Source organism: Marinomonas algarum, assembly GCF_020532605.1.
Classification (GTDB): Bacteria; Pseudomonadota; Gammaproteobacteria; order Pseudomonadales; family Marinomonadaceae; genus Marinomonas; species Marinomonas algarum.
The window spans coordinates 66,822-90,333 of the sequence record NZ_JAJATW010000014.1; the positions used below are offsets into that span (position 1 = coordinate 66,822).

Sequence of the window (23,512 nt, forward strand, 5' to 3'; positions counted from 1 at the left end):
CCCCACGCAATGACAGCGTATTTTATTCCGGACGTTGACGAGTACTCGCCAAAAGCGCACCTAAGCTGGCCGCTTTTGGTTTCACTAGCCAGAATTTGCCAATGTAGTCATAGAAGTTCTCAAGGATTTCTTGACCCCATTCACTGTCCGTTTCTCGAACGTATTCTTCAATAACCGAACGTAAGTGCGAGCGATACTCTTCTGTCAATTCTGTACCAATACGGTGAATTTCCACTAACTCATGATTGTATTTGTCGACAAAGGTACGGTCTAAATCGAGTACATAAGCAAAGCCACCTGTCATACCAGCACCGAAGTTGTAGCCCGTATTACCTAACACCGTCACCATACCACCGGTCATGTATTCACAGCAGTGATCGCCTGCGCCTTCAATAACCGTGTGCGTTCCTGAGTTACGTACCGCAAAGCGCTCACCCGCTGTACCGGCGGCAAACAATTTACCGCCCGTCGCACCGTACAAACAGGTGTTACCGATAATGGCAGAGTCTTGTGACTCGAAAGCAGATCCTTTCGGCGGACGAATTACCAGCTTACCGCCAGTCATACCCTTGCCCACATAATCGTTGGCATCGCCATCGAGGTACATGTTTAAGCCACCTGCGTTCCACACACCAAAGCTTTGACCTGCTGTGCCGGTCAGTTTCAGCGTAATCGGTGCATCCACCATGCCTTGGTTACCATAGCGTTTGGCAATTTCACCGGACAAGCGTGCACCGATAGAACGGTCACAGTTCGTCACATCAAAGGCAAATTCGCCGCCTTCTTTTTCTTCGATCGCATCTTGGATCGTTTCCCACATTTTCAGTGCCAATAGGCCTTTGTCGTGAGGAGGGTTCAGAGGCGTCACACAATACTGTGGCTTGTCTGCTGGAATCAGATCATTTTGTAGAATAGGCGTCAGATCCAGATTACGTTGCTTGTCTGTTTCACCTGGCAATGTTGCGAGCAAATCCGTACGACCGATCAAGTCTTGCAGACGTGTCACGCCCAATTTTGCTAACCACAAGCGAGTATCTTCCGCCATGAAACGGAAGAAGTTTTTGATCATTTCTACCGTGCCGATGAAGTGTTCATCACGCAACATTTGATCCTGAGTGGCTACGCCAGTCGCACAGTTGTTCAAGTGACAGATACGCAAAAACTTACAACCCATGGCCACCATCGGTGTCGTACCAAAACCAAAGCTTTCAGCACCCAAAATCGCCGCTTTCACCACGTCTAGACCGGTTTTTAAACCACCGTCTGTTTGTAGGCGAATTTTGCCGCGCAGATCGTTTGAACGAAGTGCCTGTTGCGCTTCAGCCAAGCCCAATTCCCAAGGGGAACCGGCATGACGAATCGACGTAATCGGCGATGCAGCGGTACCACCGTCGTAACCGGAAATGGTGATCAAATCGGCGTACGCTTTTGCCACACCCGCAGCAATCGTACCCACACCCGGCTCAGAAACCAGTTTCACCGAAACAAGGGCATCGGGGTTCACCTGTTTCAAATCGAAAATCAGCTGCGCTAAATCCTCGATAGAATAAATATCATGGTGCGGTGGTGGTGAAATCAAGGTCACACCTGGCACGGCATAACGCAAACGTGCAATTAAACCATTTACTTTACCGCCCGGTAGCTGACCACCTTCACCCGGTTTCGCGCCCTGTGCGACTTTAATCTGCAGCACTTCCGCGTTGACCAAATATTCTGGTGTCACACCAAAACGACCGGAGGCGATTTGTTTGATCTTAGAACGACGCTCTGTGCCGTGACGTGCTGGGTCTTCGCCACCTTCCCCTGAGTTTGAGCGACAGCCCAATTCGTTCATCGCTTGCGCTAACGCTTCATGGGCTTCTGGAGACAAGGCCCCCAGTGACATACCGGCAGAGTCAAAGCGCGGTAGGATAGTATCGATGGATTCGACCTCATCCAAAGCAATCGCTTTGGCCGACTCTGATAGCGTAAACAAATCACGCAACATAGACGCAGGACGATTGTTGACCAACTCAGCGTACTTAGTGAAATCTTCAAAGCGACCACTGCCCACGGCTGTTTGCAAGTTGCGCACCACATCAGGGTTAAACGCATGGTATTCAGCTTCGTGGACGTATTTTAAATAACCACCTTGCTGAATTGGCTTGCGCAATTTCCATGCATTGTCTGCAATGGTTTGTTGGTCTTTTTGGAAGTCTTCAAAGCGCGCGCCTTTAATACGGCTTGCAACGCCTTTGAAACATAAGTCGATGACTTTTGTATCCAAACCAACCGCTTCAAACAGCTGTGCACCACGGTAAGAAGCAATCGTTGAAATCCCCATTTTGGAGATAATCTTCATCAAGCCCTTATTGATACCTTTGCGGTATTTCACATGACAAGCAATTGGGTCACCCAATACTTCGCCCTTGTCGATCATATCGTTGATCAAACGGTAGGAAAGGTAAGGGTAAACGGCCGTTGCACCAAAGCCTAACAATACGGCAAACTGATGGGGATCACGAGCAAAGCCGGTGTCGGCGATGATGTTCGAATCACAACGCAAGCCCTGTTGAGAAAGATAATGGTGTACCGCACCCACTGCCATCGGCGCTGGAATCGGTAAAAAGCCTTTCTGAATATCACGGTCTGTCAGTGACAGAATAACCGCTCCGTTACGGACAACCTCTGCGGCTTTTAATTGCAGCGCTTTGATCGCTTCTTCAAGAGAGACGTTTTCTGGGTTGTAGTTTGTGCTCAAACGCACCATGCGGAAGCGATGATCATCAAGCTCCAACAAGCGGCTGTATTTACGTGCTGAGACAACAGGCGATGAGAAAATAATGCGGTTCGCGTGTTTTGGCGTTTCTTCAAATAAATTACGCTCTACACCGATGCACGTTTCCAAAGACATCACAACAGATTCGCGCAATGGGTCGATTGGAGGATTGGTCACCTGAGCAAATTTTTGACGGAAGTAATCGGTTACTGGGCGAGTTTGACTCGACATTACCGCCATCGGCGTATCGTCCCCCATGGAACCAACCGCTTCGTGGCCGCTTTCAGCGAGAGGACGGAAAATCTGTTCACGCTCTTCAAAAGACACTTGGAACATCTTCTGATACGTTGACATTTCGTCTTTGGTGAAAGGTTCGAATTCAAGGGACGACTCTTGCAACAAGGATTCCATGCGAATCGCTTCTTGCTTCAACCATTTTTTGTACGGGTGAATAGACTTCAGACGCTCATCTATGTCATCTGTGTGCAGAATCTCACCATTTTGCGTATCAACCACCAGCATTTGACCTGGGCCTACACGACCTTTGGACACCACATCTTCCGATTTGTAGCCGTAGGTGCCGACCTCAGATGCCAAGGTAATGAAACCATTTTTGGTCACGACCCAACGCGCTGGGCGCAAGCCGTTTCGGTCTAGCATACAAACCGCATGACGACCGTCGGTCATCACTAAGCCGGCTGGGCCATCCCAAGGTTCCATGTGCATGGAGTTGTACTGGTAAAAAGCACGCAACTCTGGGTCCATGTTTTCAACGTTTTGCCACGCTGGTGGAATGATCAAACGCGCTGCACGGAAAATATCCACGCCACCGGTAACCAATACTTCCAACATGTTATCCATGGACGAGGAGTCAGAACCGGTTAAGTTCACCAAAGGTTGAAGGTCTTGTAGCTCAGGAATCAATGGCGTACGCAGTTTACTGGTACGAGCCAATGCCCAGTTGCGGTTACCTTCAATCGTGTTGATTTCACCGTTGTGTGCCAACATGCGGAAAGGTTGCGCCAGTGGCCATTTTGGCAAGGTGTTAGTCGAGAAGCGTTGGTGAAAAACACAAATCGCAGTTTGCATTTTTTCATTGCCTAAGTCCTTGTAGAAGAAAGGCAAATCTACTGGCATCATCAAGCCTTTGTAGGCTAATACTTTGTCGGATAGAGAACAGATGTAGAAGTTCTCGTAATGCGACATGGCCAATTCTGTTTGGCGACGAGCAACGAACAAACGCGTTGCAAAGGTACGCGCGTCCATACGGTTACTGTCAACGAAGACCTGCTCAATGCGTGGCAGACAGTCAACAGCAATCATACCCAAACACGAAGCATCAATAGGCACTTCTCGCCAGCCAACGACGTTTAACCCTTCGTCTGTTAGCTTTTGTGTCAACACGTCACGCTGTTCGCTCGCTAAGGTGTCGTCTTGATCCAAGAACACCATACCAATGCCGTAAAGATCAGACAAAGTGTGATCAAATAAGGTTTGCGCTTCACCGCGCAGAAACATATCCGGCTTTTGAATTAAAAGTCCGCAACCATCACCCGTTTTTCCGTCGGCAGCGATGCCGCCACGGTGTGTCATACATGTCAAAGATTCGATTGCTGTCTTAAGCAACTCATGGCTGGTATGCCCTTCCATGTGTGCAATTAGACCAAAGCCACAGTTGTCTTTGAACTCGCCAGGACGATAAAGGCCTGCATTCATACACCAACTCCCACAAATAAAAATTCGTTATAGAAACGTAGAAAAAGTAATCAGATAAATTCGACTGTTAGGTGGTTTGATTTTCTGGAAATCGAGACATTTCGTTATTGATAATGACTATTAATTACGCAGGAACCACTAAATTTGGTGATCATACTACTCCGAGGAAAGGCGCGACTCAAATTGACGGAGAGGCATTTTAAGCTATTTTGGCGTTTTTTAACGTAGTTTTAGCGGCACAGAAGCAGGACTTAGAGAATTATCTATGGCTGGAGTTTTTACAAACAGAAAATTCTGCTGTTCATTGTGAATTTTCAGAGGATTACAGTGATTTTTACTTAATTTTTTTATTTTGCTCAAAAAAAACCTGAGAAAAGCCTTTTTCACGGCTTATTGCGTGGCGAACTCAGTCTATTATTCTGATCTTATTGCGCTTTACGAATGTCTTCCTGAATGCCACGTGCGCTTCTGGCCCAAGGGTTTAATGCTCGAATATCCCTTGGTAAATTTTCCGATGCAGCAATCGCTTCACTTCGATTACGGTACGTGCCATACACCACCACAAACCAATCTCGCCCATTGTGTTTCGAGGTAAAATAGCCAAAAGCATCGATACTGCCCTGATCGCGAATAAAGTCGCTGACGGTTTTTTGATTATAGGTACCCAATAACTGCAGGGTATAACGTGTTGGACTTTGAGAGAGCCACCAATCGGTTTTATCAAAAGGGTCTCGTTGCACAACAGCAGGTGCACTGGGTGTTGGGGCTGTGGGTACCGGTGTGCTGATTGCCGCTTGAACAGGCGCTGGCGTTTCCACTGTGGTGGGAGCTGCCACGCGCGCAGGCGCTTCTGAACGAATAGGGGCGGTGGAGATCGGTGGTGATACAGGAGCAGAAGGCGCCACCGGCTGGGTATTGTTTTCACGTACCGCGGGGGCAGAACTGCCGGTAGGAACAGAGCTGCCCGTAGGAATAGGAGGCAGTATAATGTCACCTTCTTGTCCAATTCGACGCTGCATTGCATCAATGCGTGCAATGGTTTCAGCAGAAGACTGCCCTTGTCGTGGACTTAGGGGAATAGCATTGGTGGTTTGATTACTGGCACTGTTTGTTGTGTCCGACTTATCAGAAAACAAAACAGCCACCAGAATTCCTAACATCACAACCGATAACAGTGCCATGTGCGCGAGAGGAAAACCCATGGCAAAGTTAATACGAAACTTTGAAGATTTAGGCATCTCGCCATTGCCCATCATTGCTTGGGCAATTTTGTTGATTTGTCCGGGGTACCCACCCGACTCTTGATGTATTTGCGTCACTTGCTTGTCATTAAAGGGCAAGTTAATTCCACCCGCCACCGCACGCACACGATGCAATAAATAAGCCCGTGTTTGCTCTAAAGAATAAGGCGCTAGGGTAAAAGAATGGCTCAACTGCTCATAACGAGAACGTTGGTAGGCATCAAGATTGCGGGCTACCGAATATTCACTGAACAGCACAATATGTGGCACCGTTTGGCTTTCCGTTGCTAAAGACATCATGTCTAGCAACATACTGACCGCATCGGTATTCAACTCTTGGGCGTTATCAATCAGCACCAAGGCGGCCTGACCTTTTTCGTCCAAATCATGAGCAAACTTTAATAACGGACCAAAAGTCGCTTCGTTGGGCGGTTGCTTAAAGTGTCCAGAAAAACCGGTATAAATGGCTTGCAACAACTGCCCCGCCGTCATCAACATAGAGGCTTTAACATGACTGACAATAGTGGTGTCGTCTTGGTTGCGAGCAAACTCCATTAAAAAGCGACTTTTACCACTGCCTTGCGGTCCTTGAACCACCGACAATAAGCTGCTGTAGCGACTTAAATGTTCTAGCAGTGCTAACTGCTGATTGCCTTCTTCCGATGCAAAATACACCGATGCGTCTTTCGAGCCAAACGGATCCCTCAGCGTTGCTTTCGAGGGCTGGTTCAGCGCATCCTCTAGGTCAAACTGAAAGTCTGGCTTCGACATATCTTATCCTTCAAAAAGTAATGTTGGTAAAAGCAACACGGCCTTTACCAACAGATCATCGCCTATTCTAAACAGAATTAAGCCAAGTTCGCTTGAGCACTCGCTTCCAACGCATCGGATAGGCTTGCTGTAAAATCACTCATGGGAAAGTCTGATGTCACCATGGCATCGCCCAAAGAGGCTAACAATACCAGACGCAAACTGCCATCAAGGACTTTTTTATCCAGGGCCATACGCTCAATAAAGCTGTCTATTGTCATGCTTTCTGGGGGCAATACGGGTAAACCCGCAGCTTGGAACAAGGCCAGAGATCGACTGACATCTTGCTCAGTCACATTGCCCATTCTCCAAGATAAATCGATGGCTAACATACTGCCTGCAGCGACGGCTTCACCATGAAGCCAGTTGCCATAGCCCATTTCCGTTTCAATGGCATGACCAAAGGTATGGCCTAAATTCAAGATCGCACGAATACCGCCTTCTCTTTCATCTTGAGCAACCACTTTAGCTTTTGCCAAACAAGAACGGTAAATAGCATCGCTGATTTTCTCATTTTCCAGCGCCATTAGGTCTGACATTTCTTGCTCTAACCAATCAAAGAAGGGCGCATCGCAGATCAAACCGTACTTAATCACTTCCGCCATGCCTGCGGACAGTTCACGCGGCGGCAAAGTAGACAAGGTTTGCGTATCAATGATAACGGCCTGTGGCTGATAAAACGCTCCTATCATGTTTTTACCAAGCGGATGATTCACACCCGTTTTACCCCCCACAGAAGAATCTACCTGTGATAATAGCGTGGTTGGCACTTGAATAAAGGGAACACCACGTTGATAAGTCGCCGCAGCAAAGCCCGCCATATCACCGACCACCCCACCGCCAAGGGCAATGACGGTCGTCGTACGATTGTGCTTAGCGTTCAACAACGCTGTCATAATCAACCCATAGGTTTCCAGTGTTTTGTACACCTCGCCATCAGGTAAAATACAAGTGTCGACTTTATAGTCACAAGATAACATGGCCACCATGGCATCCAGGTACAAAGGAGCAACAGTCGTATTAGTGACTATCATGACCTGCTTACCCTGAATCGCATCATCAAAAAGGGCTTTTTGTTCACGAATGCCATGCCCTATGTAGATGGGGTAGCTACGATCGCCAAGATCAACGGTTAATGTACGCATTAGGATAGTGAGGTCTCCATACTAAGATGTCGCTTAATCGTACTCAGCACCTTGTTGGCCACTGACCTCGGATGGCGAGCATCTGTTTCTACGACTAAAGTTGCCACGTCTCGATAAAGAGGGTCACGAACTTCGAATAATTTGGTTAGCGTTGCTTTGGGGTCTCCCGTCTGCAACAGGGGACGATGGCTGCTCTTAGAGGTACGATACAATTGTTGAGAAACAGAAGCGTAAAGGTAAATGACCAGCGCCCCTTCTCGTAAAATGTCTCGGTTTTCTTTACGCATCACAATACCACCGCCAGTGGCGATGACACAGTCACCGGCATCGGACTGAATCATGCTTTCTAAGGCTTGGGTCTCGCGTTTACGAAAACCGTCCTCTCCTTCACGTTCAAAAATCCAAGGAATGTCGGCACCAGCGTTGTCTTCTATGACCTTATCCAAGTCATAGAATTCTTTTCCCATTGATTGAGAAATCAGGCGACCTATGGTCGTTTTTCCTGCGCCCATTGGGCCTACTAAAATAATATTGGGGGCTTTTATCATTGTATTCAGTTACATCGGAATGAAGCAGATTTAGACTGCGGCCTAGTTAACAGTCATTTGTATCAGCTTTGGTGTAATAAATACAAGTAATTCAACCTTTTCTTGCTGTTCCAAACGCCTTTTGAACAGGCGACCCACTACAGGAATAGCACTGAAAAACGGCACCCTACTTTCTGATTCAAAGCGTTCTTCACGGAAAATTCCGCCTAATACCAGTGTTTCTTGGTTTTTCACCACGACCTGGGTCTTGAGCCGGTTAGTATTCAGACTGGGCACACCATTCACCAAATCGCCGACAGAGTCTTGATTAATATTCAGTGATAATAAAATGCGTTCACCGTCTTTTACAAAAGGTGTCACTTCTAGTAACAACGCAGCCTGACGAAACTCAACACTAACCTTATCGTCGCTAACGGTTTGATAGGGTACTTCTGTGCCAGACTCAATGCGCGCAGGCTGGCCTTCCGACGTCACAATTTTAGGCGCAGACATGACCTTTGCCAAACCATCCGTTTCCATCATATCCAACGTAAAACCGAGTAAGCCAGAGCGACCTCCAACCGCAAAATCTAACCCTGCTGAAGGCGTTAATGCACCCAGATCTATCGCGCCACCTAAAGAAGAGCGAACACCATCGGCCAAACTGGCTTGCCAATTGACACCAAATTGCGATTGGGCGGTTCGGCTGACTTGTGCAATTTGAGCACTGATTTCAATCTGCCTAAGTGGTGTGTCTAGCCAAGCTAAAGTCGTTTCTATGTCACCATAGTCTTCGCATGACGAGGTGATAATTGAATTGGTTCGGTGATCTACAATAAGGGACAATGAAGGGTACAACGTTTTCAAATGTTCACCGACTGTGTCGGCCTTCGCATGTTTTAATACCCAGTAAGCTTGAGGGCAAGACGTTGATAATTGCTCTTGATCAACAGCAGGCGTCCCTATTGCCGAAGCCGGCATTAATACGGCGACATTACCTTGCCACGTCAAGGCGATCGAAGGCTGTTTGGCAATGGCCTCAATAACATCATGCCAGGTCGCATCTTTTATTGACAAGGTTAATGTCTCGTCAATATCCGGACTAATCACCACACTTTCATTCATCTTTGAAGCCAGCCAAGGCAACACATCTTGCAGTGGCTGAGCGTCAAAATACACATCCATCGCCATAGCAGGGCGAATCATCAATATAAGCAAAATAATCTGACAGACTCTTTTAATGTTGTACTGAGTCATGCACACCTCCAACAGGCTTCCTGGTTAAAATAAGGTCGGGTCCCTCTTCCGCATAAAAAGAAACACCATCGAAAGACACCTCACGGACAGCCAGCCCAACCTCGGGCAACCAGCTTCCTTGCTGAACCCAATAAGCTTGTTGTTTATACATAACCAGTGCTGACAGCGTGCCTTGTCGACGCATGACAGACTTGAGTTGCCAGTCCTGGGGCAAAAATCGCGTCTTGTTGAACCTAACAGGCAACCAGTCATGGTAAGGGCGATTCTGAGTTGGAAACGTCACATCAAACATCAACTCCCCTCGCCAGTGGCCATTATTCAAGTGTCGCCAAGACGCAGACCGTAGTATCAAGGCAAAACGCGTTTCCACTGTTTCCAGTATAGTGCGCCATTGTGTCAGCGATGCCGTCCCTTTAGCGTGCCATTGGATAAGGTTTGTTTCTGCTGACTTCACGACATGATGTGACAACCAAGGGGCTTCACCAAACTGCACACTGCGCAATGCCGCTGTATACACTTGTCGATCTCGGCTAAGCTGTTGCGCATTGGCTTTTTGTCTTTCATGACGAATGACCTGCTGATACGTATCGGATAGAAAGGGATACCAAGCCGCTATTTGAAGCAATAACAGTAAAACTAATGTGGACAGCTTAATCTGCAACCAAACCGACTTATTGGCCTGCCAATATTGTGATATGCGCATGCACAACCTCCGTTTGTGACGGAGAACCGGCTGAATCCACTTTCTGTATATCAATCGACCATTGCCATTTAGGGTATTGTTTCTGCCATTTGCTCTGAAGGTCTTTTAAGCCCTGTCTAGGTAGCCTCATATGCAGAAAAGCGTGATCTGTTTCAGCGTTAAACTCTATCAGTTGTGCCGAGCGTGGTAGCGCTTGTGTCAGTGATAACACAGGCTCAATAAAGTCGTCGGCGCGAGAAAGTGAAAGAGCATCATCTTGATGACTGACGAACGCTTGTTGAGCAGCGATCGCTTGATGAGAGCGCTGATGAAACAGTAGCCATGATGTGGCGGCAACGGTATTGATCAATAGACTAGCAAGTAAGAGTATGATCCATAGGCGCCGTGCTTTTTGACGTTGCACTTTATCGGATTGAAAAGGCACTAAAGCACACGATAGACAAGCCCGCCATTTCTTTCTTGGCGGCAGAGCGGACATCGCCAACCACTGGCTTTCTGGAACCAACAAGCTGTGTTTTGCCCTATCTTTAAACGGTTTTGTTAACTGCCTAGCCCACTCTTTAGAACAAGCAAACACCGTTAAATTTGCAGCGCTCTCCGCCATGATTTCTTGTTGCTGACTCAGCAAAATAGCGTCTGGTGGCAGAAACGTCGCTTCCGCCGCGTAACTGAGTGCAGCCATCGGCAACAAAGTGGCAGGGATCACATGGTCGATGGCGTGGGAAGAGACTGAGAGCCAGTCATCAGGTACTCGTATTATCAACCGCTTCGTCTTGAAACGCGCATCAAAGGACTGTTTCTTATTGTGAAAAAAGACGGTGTCTTGAATAGAGGCTAGACGGCTAGGATCTGGCGACGTGGCATAATCCAGAAATCTATCATGGTCGTCTTTATCGCTAGCGCTACTAGGAAGCACCGTCTTTGATGCCTCTAGGGAGGTATAGAGTACGCAATGCTGTGGCGTATACAACGCCACAAAATAGGGAGACATAAGCTTCATCATTCATCCTTGAAATACTAAGCAATGTGTTTTTTTAGTTCACTCTAGGGAGCAAGTCTATTGTGTTGTTTTTCCCAAGATAACACGATTTGGTGCAAAGTTAACCGCCTATTATGTAACCATCTTAGGTATAATGCTTTTTTCTTATCTCAGTGTTTATTAGATTTATATGGTTAAAACGTTCAAAATTCTTCTTATTCTCGGTCTTTTAGGGGCAATTAGTGCCGCAAGCATCACCTATGCTGTGTACTACAACGTAAAAGACCGCATCCCTTCTGTCGAAGAACTCAAAACCATAGAGCTTAAAATTCCCTTACGAATTTATACCGCTGATGAGCAGCTCATTGGAGAGTTTGGCGACCAACGACGCACGCCAATCGACTATAACGAGATCCCTCAAGGGCTAGAAGACGCAATTTTAGCGGCAGAAGACACGAATTTCTATCACCACCCCGGTGTCGATATTCTTGGTTTAGGACGCGCAGTCATGCAGCTTATTACCACAGGGCAAAAGCAAGGGGGTGGCAGTACCATCACCATGCAGGTCGCACGAAATTATTTCTTATCATTCGAGCAAACTTATACCCGAAAATTCACTGAAATTTTCATTGCGCTAAAAATGGAGCGCGAACTGAGCAAACACGAAATCCTCGAACTTTACGTGAACAAAATCTATCTTGGGAACCGTGCTTACGGCTTTGAAGCCGCCGCTCAGGTGTACTATGGAAAAAGCCTTGCCGAGTTAAACCTAGCTCAATTGGCGATGATCGCTGGCTTACCCAAAGCCCCATCGCGTTTTAACCCTGTTGTTAACCCTTCCCGTGCATTGATTCGTCGCAACTGGATTTTGCAACGTATGTTGTCATTAGGCATGATCGATAAACCTGCTTACCAAGCGGCGGTAGAATCTCCTGTTACAGCAAAGAATCACGGCATCATGCCCGACATCGAAGCAGATTATATTGCCGAAATGGTACGCTCAGAGTTGTATGATACGTTTGGTGATGACTTATACAGTACAGGGATGACGGTCTATACAACGATTAATGCCGCACGCCAAAAAGCCGCTAACGAAGCGGTGTTTAATGGTGTATTGGCATACGATCGACGTCATGGCTATCGTGGTTCGATTGAGACCCGTGTGGACCTTATCGATGCGCCACTCGAAGAACAAGAAAGTGCGCTGCAAGATATCGGAAGATTTAAAGACTGGCAGACCGCTCTCGTTATAAGTACCACAGAGGCAACAGCAGACATGCGCTTAGCCGATGGTCAACGCACAACGCTGGTATGGGATGCAATAAAGTGGGCAAAGCCTTATCTAAGTGAAGACTCCCAAGGTGCAACGCCCTCTACCGTGGCCGATGTGTTAGTACCGGGTGATATCGTTCGTCTACGCCCTGATGCAGATTTAGGGTGGCAGTTAGCGCAAAAGCCCACGGTGCAAAGTGCCCTCATTTCTCTCAACAGCAAAGATGGTGGCATTGAAGCTCTCGTTGGTGGTTTTAATTTTTATGAGAATAAATTTAATCGCATCACCCAGTCCAAACGTCAACCTGGCTCAAATTTCAAACCGTTCGTTTATGCCAGTGCCCTAAGTCGTGGTTACACTGCCGCCAGTATTATTAACGATGCCCCTGTGGTGTTTAACGACACAAACTTAGCGTCAGCGTGGCGTCCTACCAATGATGGTGGTAAATTTTATGGCCCAACACGTTTACGCCAAGCCTTGTATCGCTCACAGAATATCGTCTCAGTGCGTCTACTTGACGAGCTCGGTGTCCGTCCGACTCTAGACTTTTTGCGTCGTTTTGGATTCGATCCTAATGAGTTGCCACATAATTTATCTTTGTCCCTTGGTAGTGCCAACTTATCACCGCTTCAAATTGCAACGGGCTATGCCGTCTTTTCAAATGGTGGGTATCAAGTACAGCCTTATTTGATCAACAAGGTTATTGGCCGTAACGACGACGTTTTGTTTGAAGCCAACCCCGTTACCGTGTGCGTCACCTGCACATTATTGGATAAATCGCCTGATGATGAACAGCAAATGGCGCTCTTCAATACCGACCAAGGTATTCGCAGTTTGCCTGTAGCGCCGCAGGTCATTGATTCTGAAGTGGCTTACATCATTTATGACATGATGCGAGATGTGATCAAATATGGTACAGGTCGCCGCGCACGCGTTTTACAACGTAACGACATTGCGGGTAAAACAGGAACAACAAACGATGGTCGAGACGCTTGGTTTTCGGGATTCAACGGGGAGCTAGTCACATCCGTATGGAGTGGCTTTGATAATGCCTCGTCTTTAGGGCGTGGCGAATGGGGCGGCTCAGTCTCTCTGCCTACCTGGATCAACTATATGCGCAGTGCATTAGCTAACACGCCTTCAGCAACCGTATACAAACCCTCCTCACTTGTTACGGTTCGAATTGACCCCGACACAGGTGAACGGGCCTTGCCAGGACAAAAAAATGCCATTTTTGAAGTATTCCGCAAAGAACATGTACCACAACAACGCCAAGTAAACTTACCATCGGCGGTCGATACTGTTCGCAACGAAGCACAGGACAAACAGCAAGATAATAATATACTTGAAAATCTGTTTTGACCGACAAAATACAGAAACAAAAAAGGCGACTTCATGAAGTCGCCTTTTTTATCACGAATACTTATTGAAACTCAGCGATCAGGCACCGAAATGATCGATGCTTTCTAATGGGTAAAAGTCAGGGTAAGGCAACATAGCCACACCTGAGTCCACTGCAGCACGAGCAACGGCCGCCGAAACGACATTCAGCAAGCGAGAGTCCATTGGCTTCGGCAAGATGTATTCTTTACCAAAGTTAAGTGCGTCTCCACCGTAAGCTTCAACAACATCCGCAGGCGCTTCTTCTTTAGCAAGGTCTTTTAGTGCATGCACCGCTGCAATTTTCATTTCCTCGTTGATTTTGGTCGCACGCACGTCCAAAGCACCACGGAAAATAAATGGGAAGCCCAATACATTATTCACTTGGTTAGGGTAGTCAGAACGACCCGTTGCCATAATAAGATCGCTACGCGTCGCACGAGCTAATTCAGGATCAATTTCTGGATCTGGATTAGAGCAAGCAAACACAACAGGATTCGGTGCCATCGAAGCCAACTGTTCTGCTGACAATAAATTAGGACCAGACACACCAATAAACACATCCGCGTCTTTCATCGCATCGTCAAGTGTGCGTTTATCTGTCTCGATAGCAAACATAGACTTAAACTGGTTTAAATCATCGCGACCAGAGTGAATCACCCCTTTACGATCCAATACAAAAATATTATCTCGTTGAGCACCACAGGCAATAATCAATTTCATACATGCCGTTGCCGCTGCCCCTGCACCAAGACATACGATTTTCGCTTCGTCTAACTTTTTACCCTGTAATTCAAGTGCATTAAGCAGGCCTGCTGCTGTTACAATCGCAGTACCGTGTTGGTCATCATGGAAAACGGGGATAGAACAACGTTCAATCAGTTGACGTTCAATTTCAAAACACTCAGGCGCCTTAATATCTTCAAGGTTAATACCGCCATAAGTATTAGCGATACGTGCTACCGTATCGATAAAGGCTTGTGGGCTTTCTGACTCGACCTCAACGTCCACCGAGTTAATACCAGCAAAGCGCTTAAACAACACGCCTTTACCTTCCATTACCGGCTTACTGGCCAAAGGCCCGAGGTTTCCTAAGCCAAGAATTGCCGAACCGTCTGAAATAACGGCCACAAGATTTCCCTTACCAGTGTAACGGTAGGCATTCTCTGGGTCTTTTGCTATTTCACGACAAGGCTCTGCCACACCTGGACTGTACGCTAAAGAAAGATCACGAGCGGTGGCGGTTGGTTTAGAAATGGTAACGCTTAATTTACCTGGAACTGGATGTTCATGGTAATCCAGTGCCGCTTGCTTTATATCTTCTGCCATTATGGTGCTTCCATCTATTTGGTGTTTTTATTTAGTTTTATGATAGCCAAATTAGGCTGAGTTTTTCGAGCCGACAAAAGCGTCGAAAGCCATACCTGATGATCTTGGGTAACCAGAATAGTCGATCTACCGTATTCTTTAAAGCACAAAACCATAGGAATATCCTATCATGTATGGATTCGAGCCGGAGCCTTAACGTTGAACGAAGGGTTCCGATAAGTCATTTGGGTGTCTTACGGAAAGAACCCAAGATGCAAAATTTGAATGTCGGCTTTTTCTTTGATGTTGCCAGCCTCGCACTTCAACCGCTTTACCCTCAAGGTAAAACACCTTTTGAGCAGGCCAATAGTGACTTGTATTCGCTGGCAGGTTGATCACTAGATCCTGATTGGTTTCTAGCCACCAGCCTCCTCGATTCTGAGTAACGGAAGTGATGTTGACACGGGAGATTGCAAAACCAGCTTTTGGCTGCCACTGCAATGGTTGCTGCCATAACCCTTTATGTGCGCGTCTTGCAGCATTTTCAGACGCAATAAAACAGTCTTGATATGCCAAATTAGGTGACACAGCAATACGATAACCGAGTCCTTCAGATAATAACTGACTCGTTAATGAAATACGATCTTTATCGAAAAGATAGTACAAATATCGACCATACCTATCACGGTCGCTTTTGCTTTTTTGTATGTACACGTAATGATCTAAGTGTTCTGTAAGAAAGTTTTTGGCTGCTAATGCGTAAGGCTCGTGTAGGCCTTTCTTGTGATCTAATTCAGGAGTGTCTAATCCAATTAAACGCACTTTACGCCCATCTTCGAGGTGAATGGTATCCCCATCGACAACGCGTTCAATCTTCGCTAATTCCAATGCCTCTGTCGCGCTACACAAGTCAGAAGATCGGAGCGGGTCTGCATGACTGGCACTAATAGAATAGGCAAGTGCCACAAACAAAAAAAGCGCCGAGAAAACTCGACGCTTTTTTAGTAAAACAAACATCATTAGACCAATTACTTAGTCGTACGACGTGCTCCGAAACGCTTGTTAAAGCGATCGACACGACCACCAGTGTCCAACATTTTTTGTTGGCCTGTGTAGAAAGGGTGACAGTTACTGCATACATCAAGGTGCATGTCTTTACCTGCAGTTGAGTTAAGGCTCAATGTGTTACCACATGTGCAAGTTGCAGTAAGTGCAGAGTAATTTGGGTGGATATCTTTTTGCATAATAGTTACCTTAAAGTTTGGTGTGCCGCCACTTGATCGAAAATTATCTGGGCCGTTGCATAACAACAACCTCGCCAAGCACCGCACGTTTCGTTGTACAGACATTGTACAGTGGATCCAAGAAGAGCGTATTTTAGGCGTCTATTCGCTAATCGGCAACCTTTTTATGGGGCTTCTTTTAGAAAATCCCCACTCGCACCTGGATGGGACTCTAGCGTACACTGGTCGCCTATTTGTTAGTATGATTTCAATGAATTAAACAAGGTCTAATCAAACGTATGTCAGAGGCGATGTTAACCCCCTTCCCTTTTATTAAAGTCGCCTTACCTGTGCCGATGCGTACTCTCTTTGACTACAGGGTACCCAAAGCCATTGCACTGCGTCATTCATTGCAACCCGGCATGAGAGTAAAGGTTCCCTTTGGTAAAAGCAGCCGGCTCGGTGTCATTGTCGCATTAAGCGAACACAGTGATTGGGATCCAGAACAAGTTAAACCACTAACCGCTATGCTTGATGAACGCCCTGTCATCACAGAAGAATTAATGGCTTTATGCGAGTGGGCCGCACGCTACTATCACCATCCCATTGGCGATGTCATTTTTCATGCACTGCCCGTGTTGTTGCGTAAGGGCGAACAAGCGGAGTTTCGCACTGAGCATTGGTGGTTCGCTACCCCAGAGGGCAAAGCCTTACCTCTTGAACAGTTAAATCGGGCGCCTCGCCAACAAGACTTTTTAAAAGCAGTACAACAACACCCCAACGGCTTAAGCCAGCAAGCCGCTTCCGTACTCGACCTCGCCCCTACGGCAGGCAAAAGCCTAGAAGAAAAAGGATTATTACATCGGGAACCGCGCTCTTTTCATAAAGGCGGCGAAATGCATGCTCACAAAACACAGGTTCCCCATACACTTAATGCCGAACAGACTCATGCGACCCATCATTTATTAGAGGCTCGTGACCATTTCAATGTCACCCTGTTAGATGGCGTAACCGGCAGCGGTAAAACCGAAGTCTTTCTTCAAGTGATGTCACGCCTGATCAAAGAGGAAAAGCAGATCCTCGTGATGGTGCCAGAAATTGGTTTAACCCCTCAAACGCTCAAGCGATTTGAAGTGCGATTTAATACTGAGATTGTTTTAATGCACTCCAATATGAGCGACAGGGAGCGCCTCGATGCTTGGCTGTTAGCGGCCAGTGGCCATGCAAAAATTATTATTGGTACACGGTCGGCTGCTTTTATTCCTGCCCCCAATCTTGGGCTCATCGTGATTGATGAAGAGCACGATACTTCGTATAAACAACACGAAGGATTCCGTTATCACGCGCGTGATCTTGCCATTAAGCGTGCACAAGCATTAAATATTCCTGTCTTGCTGGCTTCTGCTACGCCATCTTTTGAGAGCCTCACGAATGCCCTGCAGAAAAAATTCGCATGGCTCAAACTGCGAGAACGTGCTGGCAATTCACATATACCAGTAATGGAACGCATTGACCTTCGAGGTAAACACTTACTTCATGGTTTCAGTGAACACGCATTAACCAGTATAAAACAATGCCTAGAGCGAAAAGAACAAGTCCTAATCTTTTTAAATCGTCGAGGTTACGCTCCCACATTAATGTGTCACCAATGCGGCTGGATCGCAGCCTGCGATCATTGTGATGTCAATCTAACCGTACACAAACGCGCCAACAAATTACATTGTCATCATTGTGATACCCAAAAAGCACTTCTACACACCTGCCCTGAATGCCAATCAACAGAGTTATTCACCGTAGGAGAAGGGACGGAACAAGTCGAAACGCAGCTCGCCACCGTCTTTAAAGACGTGCCAATATTGCGTATTGATCGGGACAGCACACAGCGTAAGTCCGCAATGGCAAAGCTCACGCAAAAAATTCACGAACATGATCAAGCGATTTTAATTGGAACCCAAATGCTCGCAAAAGGGCATCATTTTCCCAATGTCACCTTGGTCGTTATTATGGACGCTGACGCAGGCTTATTTTCCTCTGACTTTCGAGGCATGGAACGTACCGCTCAGTTAATAACTCAAGTCGCAGGTCGTGCGGGACGCGCGCAAAAATCCGGTCATGTGTTGTTGCAGACTTATCACCCAGACCATGCCGCCATAGAATGTTTGTGCACTCTTGGCTATGAGCATTTTGCGATTGAAGGATTAGCAGAACGAAAAGCATTGTCTTTACCGCCCTTTTTCCATCAAGTCATCGTAAGAGCGGAGTCAACCAATGAGCAGGAAGCAATGCAACTGTTATCGGCCATGAGAAACGACCTAGAGCCTTTGTTCTCGAAAGACGTGTATTTGGTTGGGCCGTATGCTGCGATTATTGTTCGAAAAGCAGGTCAGCATCGAGCACTGATTTCACTTAAGTGTGCACAAAGAGCGCCTTTACATCATGCCACACAACTCATGAGCGACTGGTTAGAACAGTCTACTCGTCAGCATCGTATTCGTTTTGCGATCGATGTAGATCCACTGGAAACTTACTGATCTTCCCCGCATAATGTGCTCTATTTATTAAGATACTGCTAAAAGCCCAAATTATGTTTAATCCGATGCAAATCGCCACCAAAAACAGTCGCCCAAGAAAAGGGGCGACTCGACGCACTCCCCCTCCTAAAAAACGTAAAATTAAATGGTGGTTATGGCTGCTTGTGCCAGCTTTGTTGCTTACCTTCACTTATGGGCTCATACAACTGAGCAAGGTGGCACCAAAACCGTCATCTGCCCCCTCTACAACACTGAAAAGCACACCCGTAGAAGAGAAGAAAAATCCCCCCGCGCCTGTCAAAAAAGCCGCTGATACACCCACAATCGTGACACCTAAAAAAGACACCTTTGAGTTTTATCAGTTGTTGCAAGACAGTGAAGTAGACACTAGCCATGTAGACGCTTACCAATCAACGCCACGGGGCGAACAAGACTTTTACTACATGCTACAGGCCGCCTCTTTCCGCAACCCAGAAGATGCTGACCGAATGAGGGCCAACTTAATTTTGTCAGGACTAGTGGAAACTAGCGTACGAAAAACCATAGGGAAAAATGAACAACCATGGTATCGCGTTATACTCGGTCCCTATGAATCACGTTCAAACATGAATCGTGCCGAGGATAAGCTCGTCTCCATGTCCATTTCACCCTACTCTTATAGAGTGAAAAAAGAACCTCAATAAAAAGCACTTTTGAACAGTGAACGCACACAGAGACGATCCAAGTATTCTGTGTGCTTTTTTGTTTTTCACCTACCCTTCCCCTAACATGCTTTTTTGTTTTTCACCTACCCTTCCCCTAACATGCCCTTTTGTTTTCTAACCAGACTCTTCCTTGAAATCCATTTGTACGCCCCCATTTTGATAATATCGAAACGGGAGTAAATCATGACAACAATTTTAACTGTACGCAAAGGCAACCAAGTCGTCGTAGGCGGTGATGGACAAGTTTCTTTGGGCAATACTGTGATGAAAGGTAATGCACGTAAAGTACGCCGTTTATATCACGGTGAAGTCATCGCTGGTTTTGCCGGCGGTACAGCCGACGCCTTTACTCTATTTGAACGCTTTGAAGGGCAACTTGAAAAACATCAGGGGCACCTTGTTCGAGCCGCTGTCGACCTAGCAAAAGACTGGCGTTCTGATCGAGCACTGCGCAAACTAGAGGCCATGCTAATCGTCGCAAACAAAGACAGCACACTCATTATTACAGGGACAGGTGATGTCGTTGAACCACAACACGGAGCACTCGCAATAGGCTCAGGTGGTAACTACGCTGAGGCAGCAGCACGAGCTCTGATTGACAATACCGAATTGACAGCACAAGACATTGTCGAAAAAAGTCTAAACATTGCAGCGGATATTTGTGTATTCACCAATCACAGTTTGACCATTGAAGAGATCACGATAGACCCTCAATTGGAAGATAAATCCGCCTAAACGGTCAACATTGATAGCTTTCACCATTACAGATTAAAAAGAGTACCCACCTAATGAGTAGTATGACCCCAAGAGAGACGGTTAACGCCTTAGACAACCACATCATCGGCCAACAGAAAGCCAAGCGTGCTGTTGCGATTGCATTGCGTAACCGTTGGCGCCGCATGCAACTTCCCGAAGACATGCGTGCTGAAGTCACCCCAAAAAACATTCTTATGATAGGCCCTACCGGCGTCGGTAAAACAGAAATTGCCCGTCGCCTGGCTAAACTTTCTAACGCGCCTTTCATCAAAATAGAAGCCACAAAGTTTACTGAAGTGGGCTATGTTGGTCGTGATGTCGAGTCTATTATTCGTGACCTTGTCGAAATGGCTATAAAAATGCTTCGTGAACAGGAGACCAGTAAGTTACGCCACAAAGCAGAAGATGCTGCCGAAGACCGTATTCTTGATGTGCTGTTACCTCCAGCTCGTGGCGGTGACCCAGAACTTGAAGATAACAGTACACGTCAAAGCTTCCGGAAAAAACTACGTGAAGGTAAATTAGACGATAAAGACATTGATATCGATCTTGCAGACTCTCCAATGGGAGTTGAAATCATGACCCCGCCCGGCATGGAAGAAATGACCAGCCAATTGCAGAATATGTTTTCAAATCTAGGCGCGCAAAAAACCAAGAAGCGTAAAATGAAAATAAAAGAGGCACTTCGTCAAGTTCGTGATGAAGAGGCTGCAAAACTAGTCAATGAAGATGAACTAAAAGCGCGCGCGGTAGATGCTGTTGAACAAAACGGTATTGTCTTCCTCGACGAAATAGACAAGGTTGCCAAAAGCTCAGATCGCAGCGGTGGTGAAGTGTCTCGCGAGGGGGTTCAACGCGACTTACTACCACTGGTAGAAGGGTGTACTGTAAGCACAAAATACGGCATGATCAAAACGGACCACATCTTGTTTATCGCATCTGGCGCTTTCCATCTTTCTAAGCCATCTGACTTAATCCCAGAGTTACAAGGACGATTGCCTATTCGCGTTGAACTCGATGCACTCACAGTCGGAGACTTTAAGCGTATCCTAGTGGAACCAAATGCCTCTCTCACCAAGCAATATGTCGCACTGGCGAAGACAGAGTCAATTAACCTTAATTTCACCGAGGAAGGCATTCACCGCATTGCAGAGATCGCCTTCCAAGTGAATGAACGTACAGAGAATATCGGTGCCCGTCGTCTTCATACTGTTCTAGAGCGCTTGCTCGAAGAAATTTCTTACTCAGCAAGTGACATGCCTAATGAACAGACTGTTGATATTACCGCAGCGTATGTCGACGAACAGCTGGGCGAGATCGTCAAAAACGAAGATTTGAGCCAATACATCCTTTAATAATCAATATAGGACAAACATGACTACGCCAACTCACATTCATTATCATAAAAAGTCTCGTGAGTTGGCACTCACTTTTTCTGATGGATTAACATGTCGGTTAAGTGCTGAATTTTTGAGAGTGCACTCACCCTCAGCCGAAGTGAGAGGACATGGACAGCAAGTTCCAATTCTCCAGTATGGAAAAAAAGAAGTCGCCATTCAAAATATTGAAGGCGCAGGAAATTACGCCCTGAAAATCACCTTCGACGACGGTCACGATACAGGGCTATACTCATGGAAGTACCTTTATAATATAGGTAAAAACTACAATGAACTTTGGCAAATATACCTTGATCGCCTTGAAAAGGCAGGCCAGACACGGGAAACTTCCACTATTCAGATTCATCAGCTTTAATATTTGTCATAGGTAAACTTCTCATGGGTTCACTCAGCTTATCCGCACTCAGCACGATTGAAGCAGCAATCAATCTCGCGTTGAAACAAGATTCCCCTTCACAAAACCGTTTAAGTAAGCTATCTGGTCAAAAGGTCTATCTATTTATAGAGGATTTCTCGTTTATCCTTCAAATTCATATCCTCGAACACGGTGTCATGCTAGACAAGCCAGAAAGCCTAGAAGAAATAGAGCTTGATCCTAGATTAGATACGCTCGTACAAGGTCCTAGTTCAGCCTATCGTAAGTTACTGGACGGAGATGGCTTCTTTGATGGTGACTTGCGTATTCAAGGTAATGCGCAAGCACTTATGACACTGCACAAAGTCATGGAAAATTTTGACCTAGACTGGGAAGGGTTACTTGCTGACTATATTGGCGACTTACCGGCGGCGACTTTGTCTCGCTTATTACGGGCTCAGTGGTCATGGAGTAAGGAGTTCACCACTAACTTACGCATGCAACTGGTTCAACACCTACAAACTGATAGTCAATTACTGCCCAGTAAAATAGAGTTTGATCACTTTGTTGATGAATTAGAACGCTTTGGTTCCTTATTAGAACGGACAGAAGCCAAAATAAATATTCTAAAAGCCAAAAAATAGCACAAAAACATCATTTTTTTTATCATTTAAGGTTGTAATCGTTCATATTTTATACTAAATTATAAATCAGACAGAGGGCAAAAGGACTTGCCACTACCTCCAAGATGGAGGCTCTGTCACCTTTCATGATGAACCTGAGCTGCAAGGATGCGGCGGAAATGTCCCCTTGCCTCATGTTTTAATTTTCTTCTTTCAATACATTATCAATAAAAATACACGTTCTGTGAAAACTTTGAGACTCTATGTTATTAGTATCGAAGCAATCGTCTGTATTACTCCTTCTGAAAAGCGCTGACTTTAAGCTCTCACGCTATTTATAAGTCACAGCATAAAAAGTACAAAACGAAAAAAACCCTGACAGCGTATGCTATCAGGGCTTCTCGTGTTTAAAGCTTGACGACGACCTACTCTCACATGGGATCCCCCACACTACCATCGGCGATGGCGCTTTTCACTTCTGAGTTCGGGATGGGATCAGGTGGTTCAACGCCTCTATGATCGTCAAGCAATTCTTTTTGCGTTCGTTTTGGTGGCTTTCGCTAACCAAAACACGCGAAGACATGCTTGGATCTTTAACAATTCATTTTGAAATAACGTGTATCAAGGTTAAACCGATTTGGTTTGTATCGTATTATGTGTTTCTTTGTGATGATCTTGAGTCTTTCTCTCTTATCATCCAAAACCACTTTGGTGTTATATGGTCAAGCCTCACGAGCAATTAGTATTGGTTAGCTCAATGCCTCACAGCACTTACACACCCAACCTATCAACGTCCTAGTCTCGAACGGCTCTTTAGGGGACTTAT

At 46.2% G+C, this 23,512-nt stretch carries 17 protein-coding genes and 2 rRNA genes; 7 read left to right on the forward strand and 12 right to left on the reverse strand.

From position 1 onward, the window contains the following. Positions 1-22 precede the first annotated feature (22 nt). The 7 genes from gltB to LG368_RS10420 form a co-directional block, all read right to left on the reverse strand. Positions 23-4,474: a glutamate synthase large subunit gene (gene gltB / locus LG368_RS10390; protein ID WP_226754655.1), complete on the reverse strand. Its 4,452-nt coding sequence runs from the start codon at positions 4,472-4,474 to the stop codon at positions 23-25. 425 nt (positions 4,475-4,899) lie between these two features. Further along, on the reverse strand, positions 4,900-6,486 hold the full coding sequence (locus LG368_RS10395; protein ID WP_226754656.1) for an SPOR domain-containing protein: 1,587 nt from the start codon (positions 6,484-6,486) through the stop codon (positions 4,900-4,902). Positions 6,487-6,563: 77 nt separating this feature from the next. Further along, the gene (aroB, locus tag LG368_RS10400) at positions 6,564-7,670 is read right to left on the reverse strand and encodes a 3-dehydroquinate synthase (protein ID WP_226754657.1); all 1,107 of its coding nucleotides are present in this window, start codon (positions 7,668-7,670) and stop codon (positions 6,564-6,566) included. Next, entirely contained in the window at positions 7,670-8,218 is a 549-nt protein-coding gene (locus LG368_RS10405; RefSeq protein ID WP_226754658.1) for a shikimate kinase, read from the reverse strand. The genes aroB and LG368_RS10405 overlap by 1 nt, the downstream gene beginning before the upstream one ends. A 42-nt stretch (positions 8,219-8,260) precedes the next feature. Continuing rightward, positions 8,261-9,454, reverse strand: coding sequence for a type IV pilus secretin PilQ (locus LG368_RS10410; protein ID WP_226754659.1), 1,194 nt, complete (start codon positions 9,452-9,454; stop codon positions 8,261-8,263). Continuing rightward, positions 9,435-10,157, reverse strand: a complete 723-nt coding sequence (locus LG368_RS10415; RefSeq protein ID WP_226754660.1) for a hypothetical protein — start codon at positions 10,155-10,157, stop codon at positions 9,435-9,437. The genes LG368_RS10410 and LG368_RS10415 overlap by 20 nt, the downstream gene beginning before the upstream one ends. Further along, positions 10,126-11,160 carry a hypothetical protein gene (locus LG368_RS10420; protein ID WP_226754661.1) on the reverse strand — a complete coding sequence of 345 codons (1,035 nt, stop codon included), beginning with the start codon at positions 11,158-11,160 and terminating at the stop codon, positions 10,126-10,128. The genes LG368_RS10415 and LG368_RS10420 overlap by 32 nt, the downstream gene beginning before the upstream one ends. 166 nt (positions 11,161-11,326) lie before the next feature. Here LG368_RS10420 and LG368_RS10425 point away from each other — a divergent pair, with 166 nt between their 5' ends. After that, complete coding sequence (locus tag LG368_RS10425; RefSeq protein ID WP_226754662.1) at positions 11,327-13,771, forward strand: penicillin-binding protein 1A; 2,445 nt, start codon at positions 11,327-11,329, stop codon at positions 13,769-13,771. 78 nt (positions 13,772-13,849) lie between these two features. On the opposite strand, the gene LG368_RS10430 is transcribed toward LG368_RS10425, so the two are convergent. From LG368_RS10430 to rpmE, 3 genes are all read right to left on the reverse strand, one after another. Further along, positions 13,850-15,118, reverse strand: coding sequence for a malic enzyme-like NAD(P)-binding protein (locus tag LG368_RS10430; protein WP_226754663.1), 1,269 nt, complete (start codon positions 15,116-15,118; stop codon positions 13,850-13,852). 192 nt (positions 15,119-15,310) lie between these two features. Continuing rightward, the gene (locus tag LG368_RS10435; RefSeq protein WP_226754664.1) at positions 15,311-16,117 is read right to left on the reverse strand and encodes a thermonuclease family protein; all 807 of its coding nucleotides are present in this window, start codon (positions 16,115-16,117) and stop codon (positions 15,311-15,313) included. Positions 16,118-16,125: 8 nt separating this feature from the next. Further along, entirely contained in the window at positions 16,126-16,341 is a 216-nt protein-coding gene (gene rpmE / locus LG368_RS10440) for a 50S ribosomal protein L31 (protein ID WP_226754665.1), read from the reverse strand. A gap of 278 nt (positions 16,342-16,619) precedes the next feature. On the opposite strand from rpmE, the gene LG368_RS10445 reads away from it, so the two are divergent. The 6 genes from LG368_RS10445 (at position 16,620) to LG368_RS10470 (ending at position 22,707) form a co-directional block, all read left to right on the forward strand. Continuing rightward, complete coding sequence (locus tag LG368_RS10445) at positions 16,620-18,851, forward strand: primosomal protein N' (protein ID WP_226754666.1); 2,232 nt, start codon at positions 16,620-16,622, stop codon at positions 18,849-18,851. Positions 18,852-18,904: 53 nt separating this feature from the next. Continuing rightward, entirely contained in the window at positions 18,905-19,534 is a 630-nt protein-coding gene (locus LG368_RS10450; protein ID WP_226754667.1) for an SPOR domain-containing protein, read from the forward strand. 204 nt (positions 19,535-19,738) lie between these two features. Then, complete coding sequence (hslV, locus tag LG368_RS10455; RefSeq protein WP_226754668.1) at positions 19,739-20,290, forward strand: ATP-dependent protease subunit HslV; 552 nt, start codon at positions 19,739-19,741, stop codon at positions 20,288-20,290. 53 nt (positions 20,291-20,343) lie between these two features. Then, the gene (gene hslU / locus LG368_RS10460; RefSeq protein WP_226754669.1) at positions 20,344-21,666 is read left to right on the forward strand and encodes an HslU--HslV peptidase ATPase subunit; all 1,323 of its coding nucleotides are present in this window, start codon (positions 20,344-20,346) and stop codon (positions 21,664-21,666) included. A gap of 19 nt (positions 21,667-21,685) precedes the next feature. Continuing rightward, on the forward strand, positions 21,686-22,063 hold the full coding sequence (locus LG368_RS10465) for a gamma-butyrobetaine hydroxylase family protein (RefSeq protein WP_226754670.1): 378 nt from the start codon (positions 21,686-21,688) through the stop codon (positions 22,061-22,063). Between the two features lie 23 nt (positions 22,064-22,086). After that, positions 22,087-22,707 (forward strand): ubiquinone biosynthesis accessory factor UbiJ, encoded by a 621-nt coding sequence (locus tag LG368_RS10470; protein ID WP_226754671.1) that lies wholly within the window; start codon positions 22,087-22,089, stop codon positions 22,705-22,707. 391 nt (positions 22,708-23,098) lie between these two features. Here the strand turns inward: LG368_RS10470 and rrf are convergent. Both rrf and LG368_RS10480 read right to left on the reverse strand, forming a co-directional pair. Then, positions 23,099-23,213 (reverse strand): 5S ribosomal RNA (gene rrf / locus LG368_RS10475). Between the two features lie 191 nt (positions 23,214-23,404). After that, a 23S ribosomal RNA gene (locus LG368_RS10480) occupies positions 23,405-23,512 on the reverse strand; the annotation flags it as partial.

Coding starts and splice junctions, on each gene's coding strand:
- gltB (WP_226754655.1), bottom strand. CDS start 4,474: ATGAATGCAGGCCTTTATCGTCCTGGCGAGTTCAAAGACAACTGTGGC.
- LG368_RS10395 (WP_226754656.1), bottom strand. CDS start 6,486: ATGTCGAAGCCAGACTTTCAGTTTGACCTAGAGGATGCGCTGAACCAG.
- aroB (WP_226754657.1), bottom strand. CDS start 7,670: ATGCGTACATTAACCGTTGATCTTGGCGATCGTAGCTACCCCATCTAC.
- LG368_RS10405 (WP_226754658.1), bottom strand. CDS start 8,218: ATGATAAAAGCCCCCAATATTATTTTAGTAGGCCCAATGGGCGCAGGA.
- LG368_RS10410 (WP_226754659.1), bottom strand. CDS start 9,454: ATGACTCAGTACAACATTAAAAGAGTCTGTCAGATTATTTTGCTTATA.
- LG368_RS10415 (WP_226754660.1), bottom strand. CDS start 10,157: ATGCGCATATCACAATATTGGCAGGCCAATAAGTCGGTTTGGTTGCAG.
- LG368_RS10420 (WP_226754661.1), bottom strand. CDS start 11,160: ATGATGAAGCTTATGTCTCCCTATTTTGTGGCGTTGTATACGCCACAG.
- LG368_RS10425 (WP_226754662.1), top strand. CDS start 11,327: ATGGTTAAAACGTTCAAAATTCTTCTTATTCTCGGTCTTTTAGGGGCA.
- LG368_RS10430 (WP_226754663.1), bottom strand. CDS start 15,118: ATGGCAGAAGATATAAAGCAAGCGGCACTGGATTACCATGAACATCCA.
- LG368_RS10435 (WP_226754664.1), bottom strand. CDS start 16,117: ATGATGTTTGTTTTACTAAAAAAGCGTCGAGTTTTCTCGGCGCTTTTT.
- rpmE (WP_226754665.1), bottom strand. CDS start 16,341: ATGCAAAAAGATATCCACCCAAATTACTCTGCACTTACTGCAACTTGC.
- LG368_RS10445 (WP_226754666.1), top strand. CDS start 16,620: ATGTCAGAGGCGATGTTAACCCCCTTCCCTTTTATTAAAGTCGCCTTA.
- LG368_RS10450 (WP_226754667.1), top strand. CDS start 18,905: ATGTTTAATCCGATGCAAATCGCCACCAAAAACAGTCGCCCAAGAAAA.
- hslV (WP_226754668.1), top strand. CDS start 19,739: ATGACAACAATTTTAACTGTACGCAAAGGCAACCAAGTCGTCGTAGGC.
- hslU (WP_226754669.1), top strand. CDS start 20,344: ATGAGTAGTATGACCCCAAGAGAGACGGTTAACGCCTTAGACAACCAC.
- LG368_RS10465 (WP_226754670.1), top strand. CDS start 21,686: ATGACTACGCCAACTCACATTCATTATCATAAAAAGTCTCGTGAGTTG.
- LG368_RS10470 (WP_226754671.1), top strand. CDS start 22,087: ATGGGTTCACTCAGCTTATCCGCACTCAGCACGATTGAAGCAGCAATC.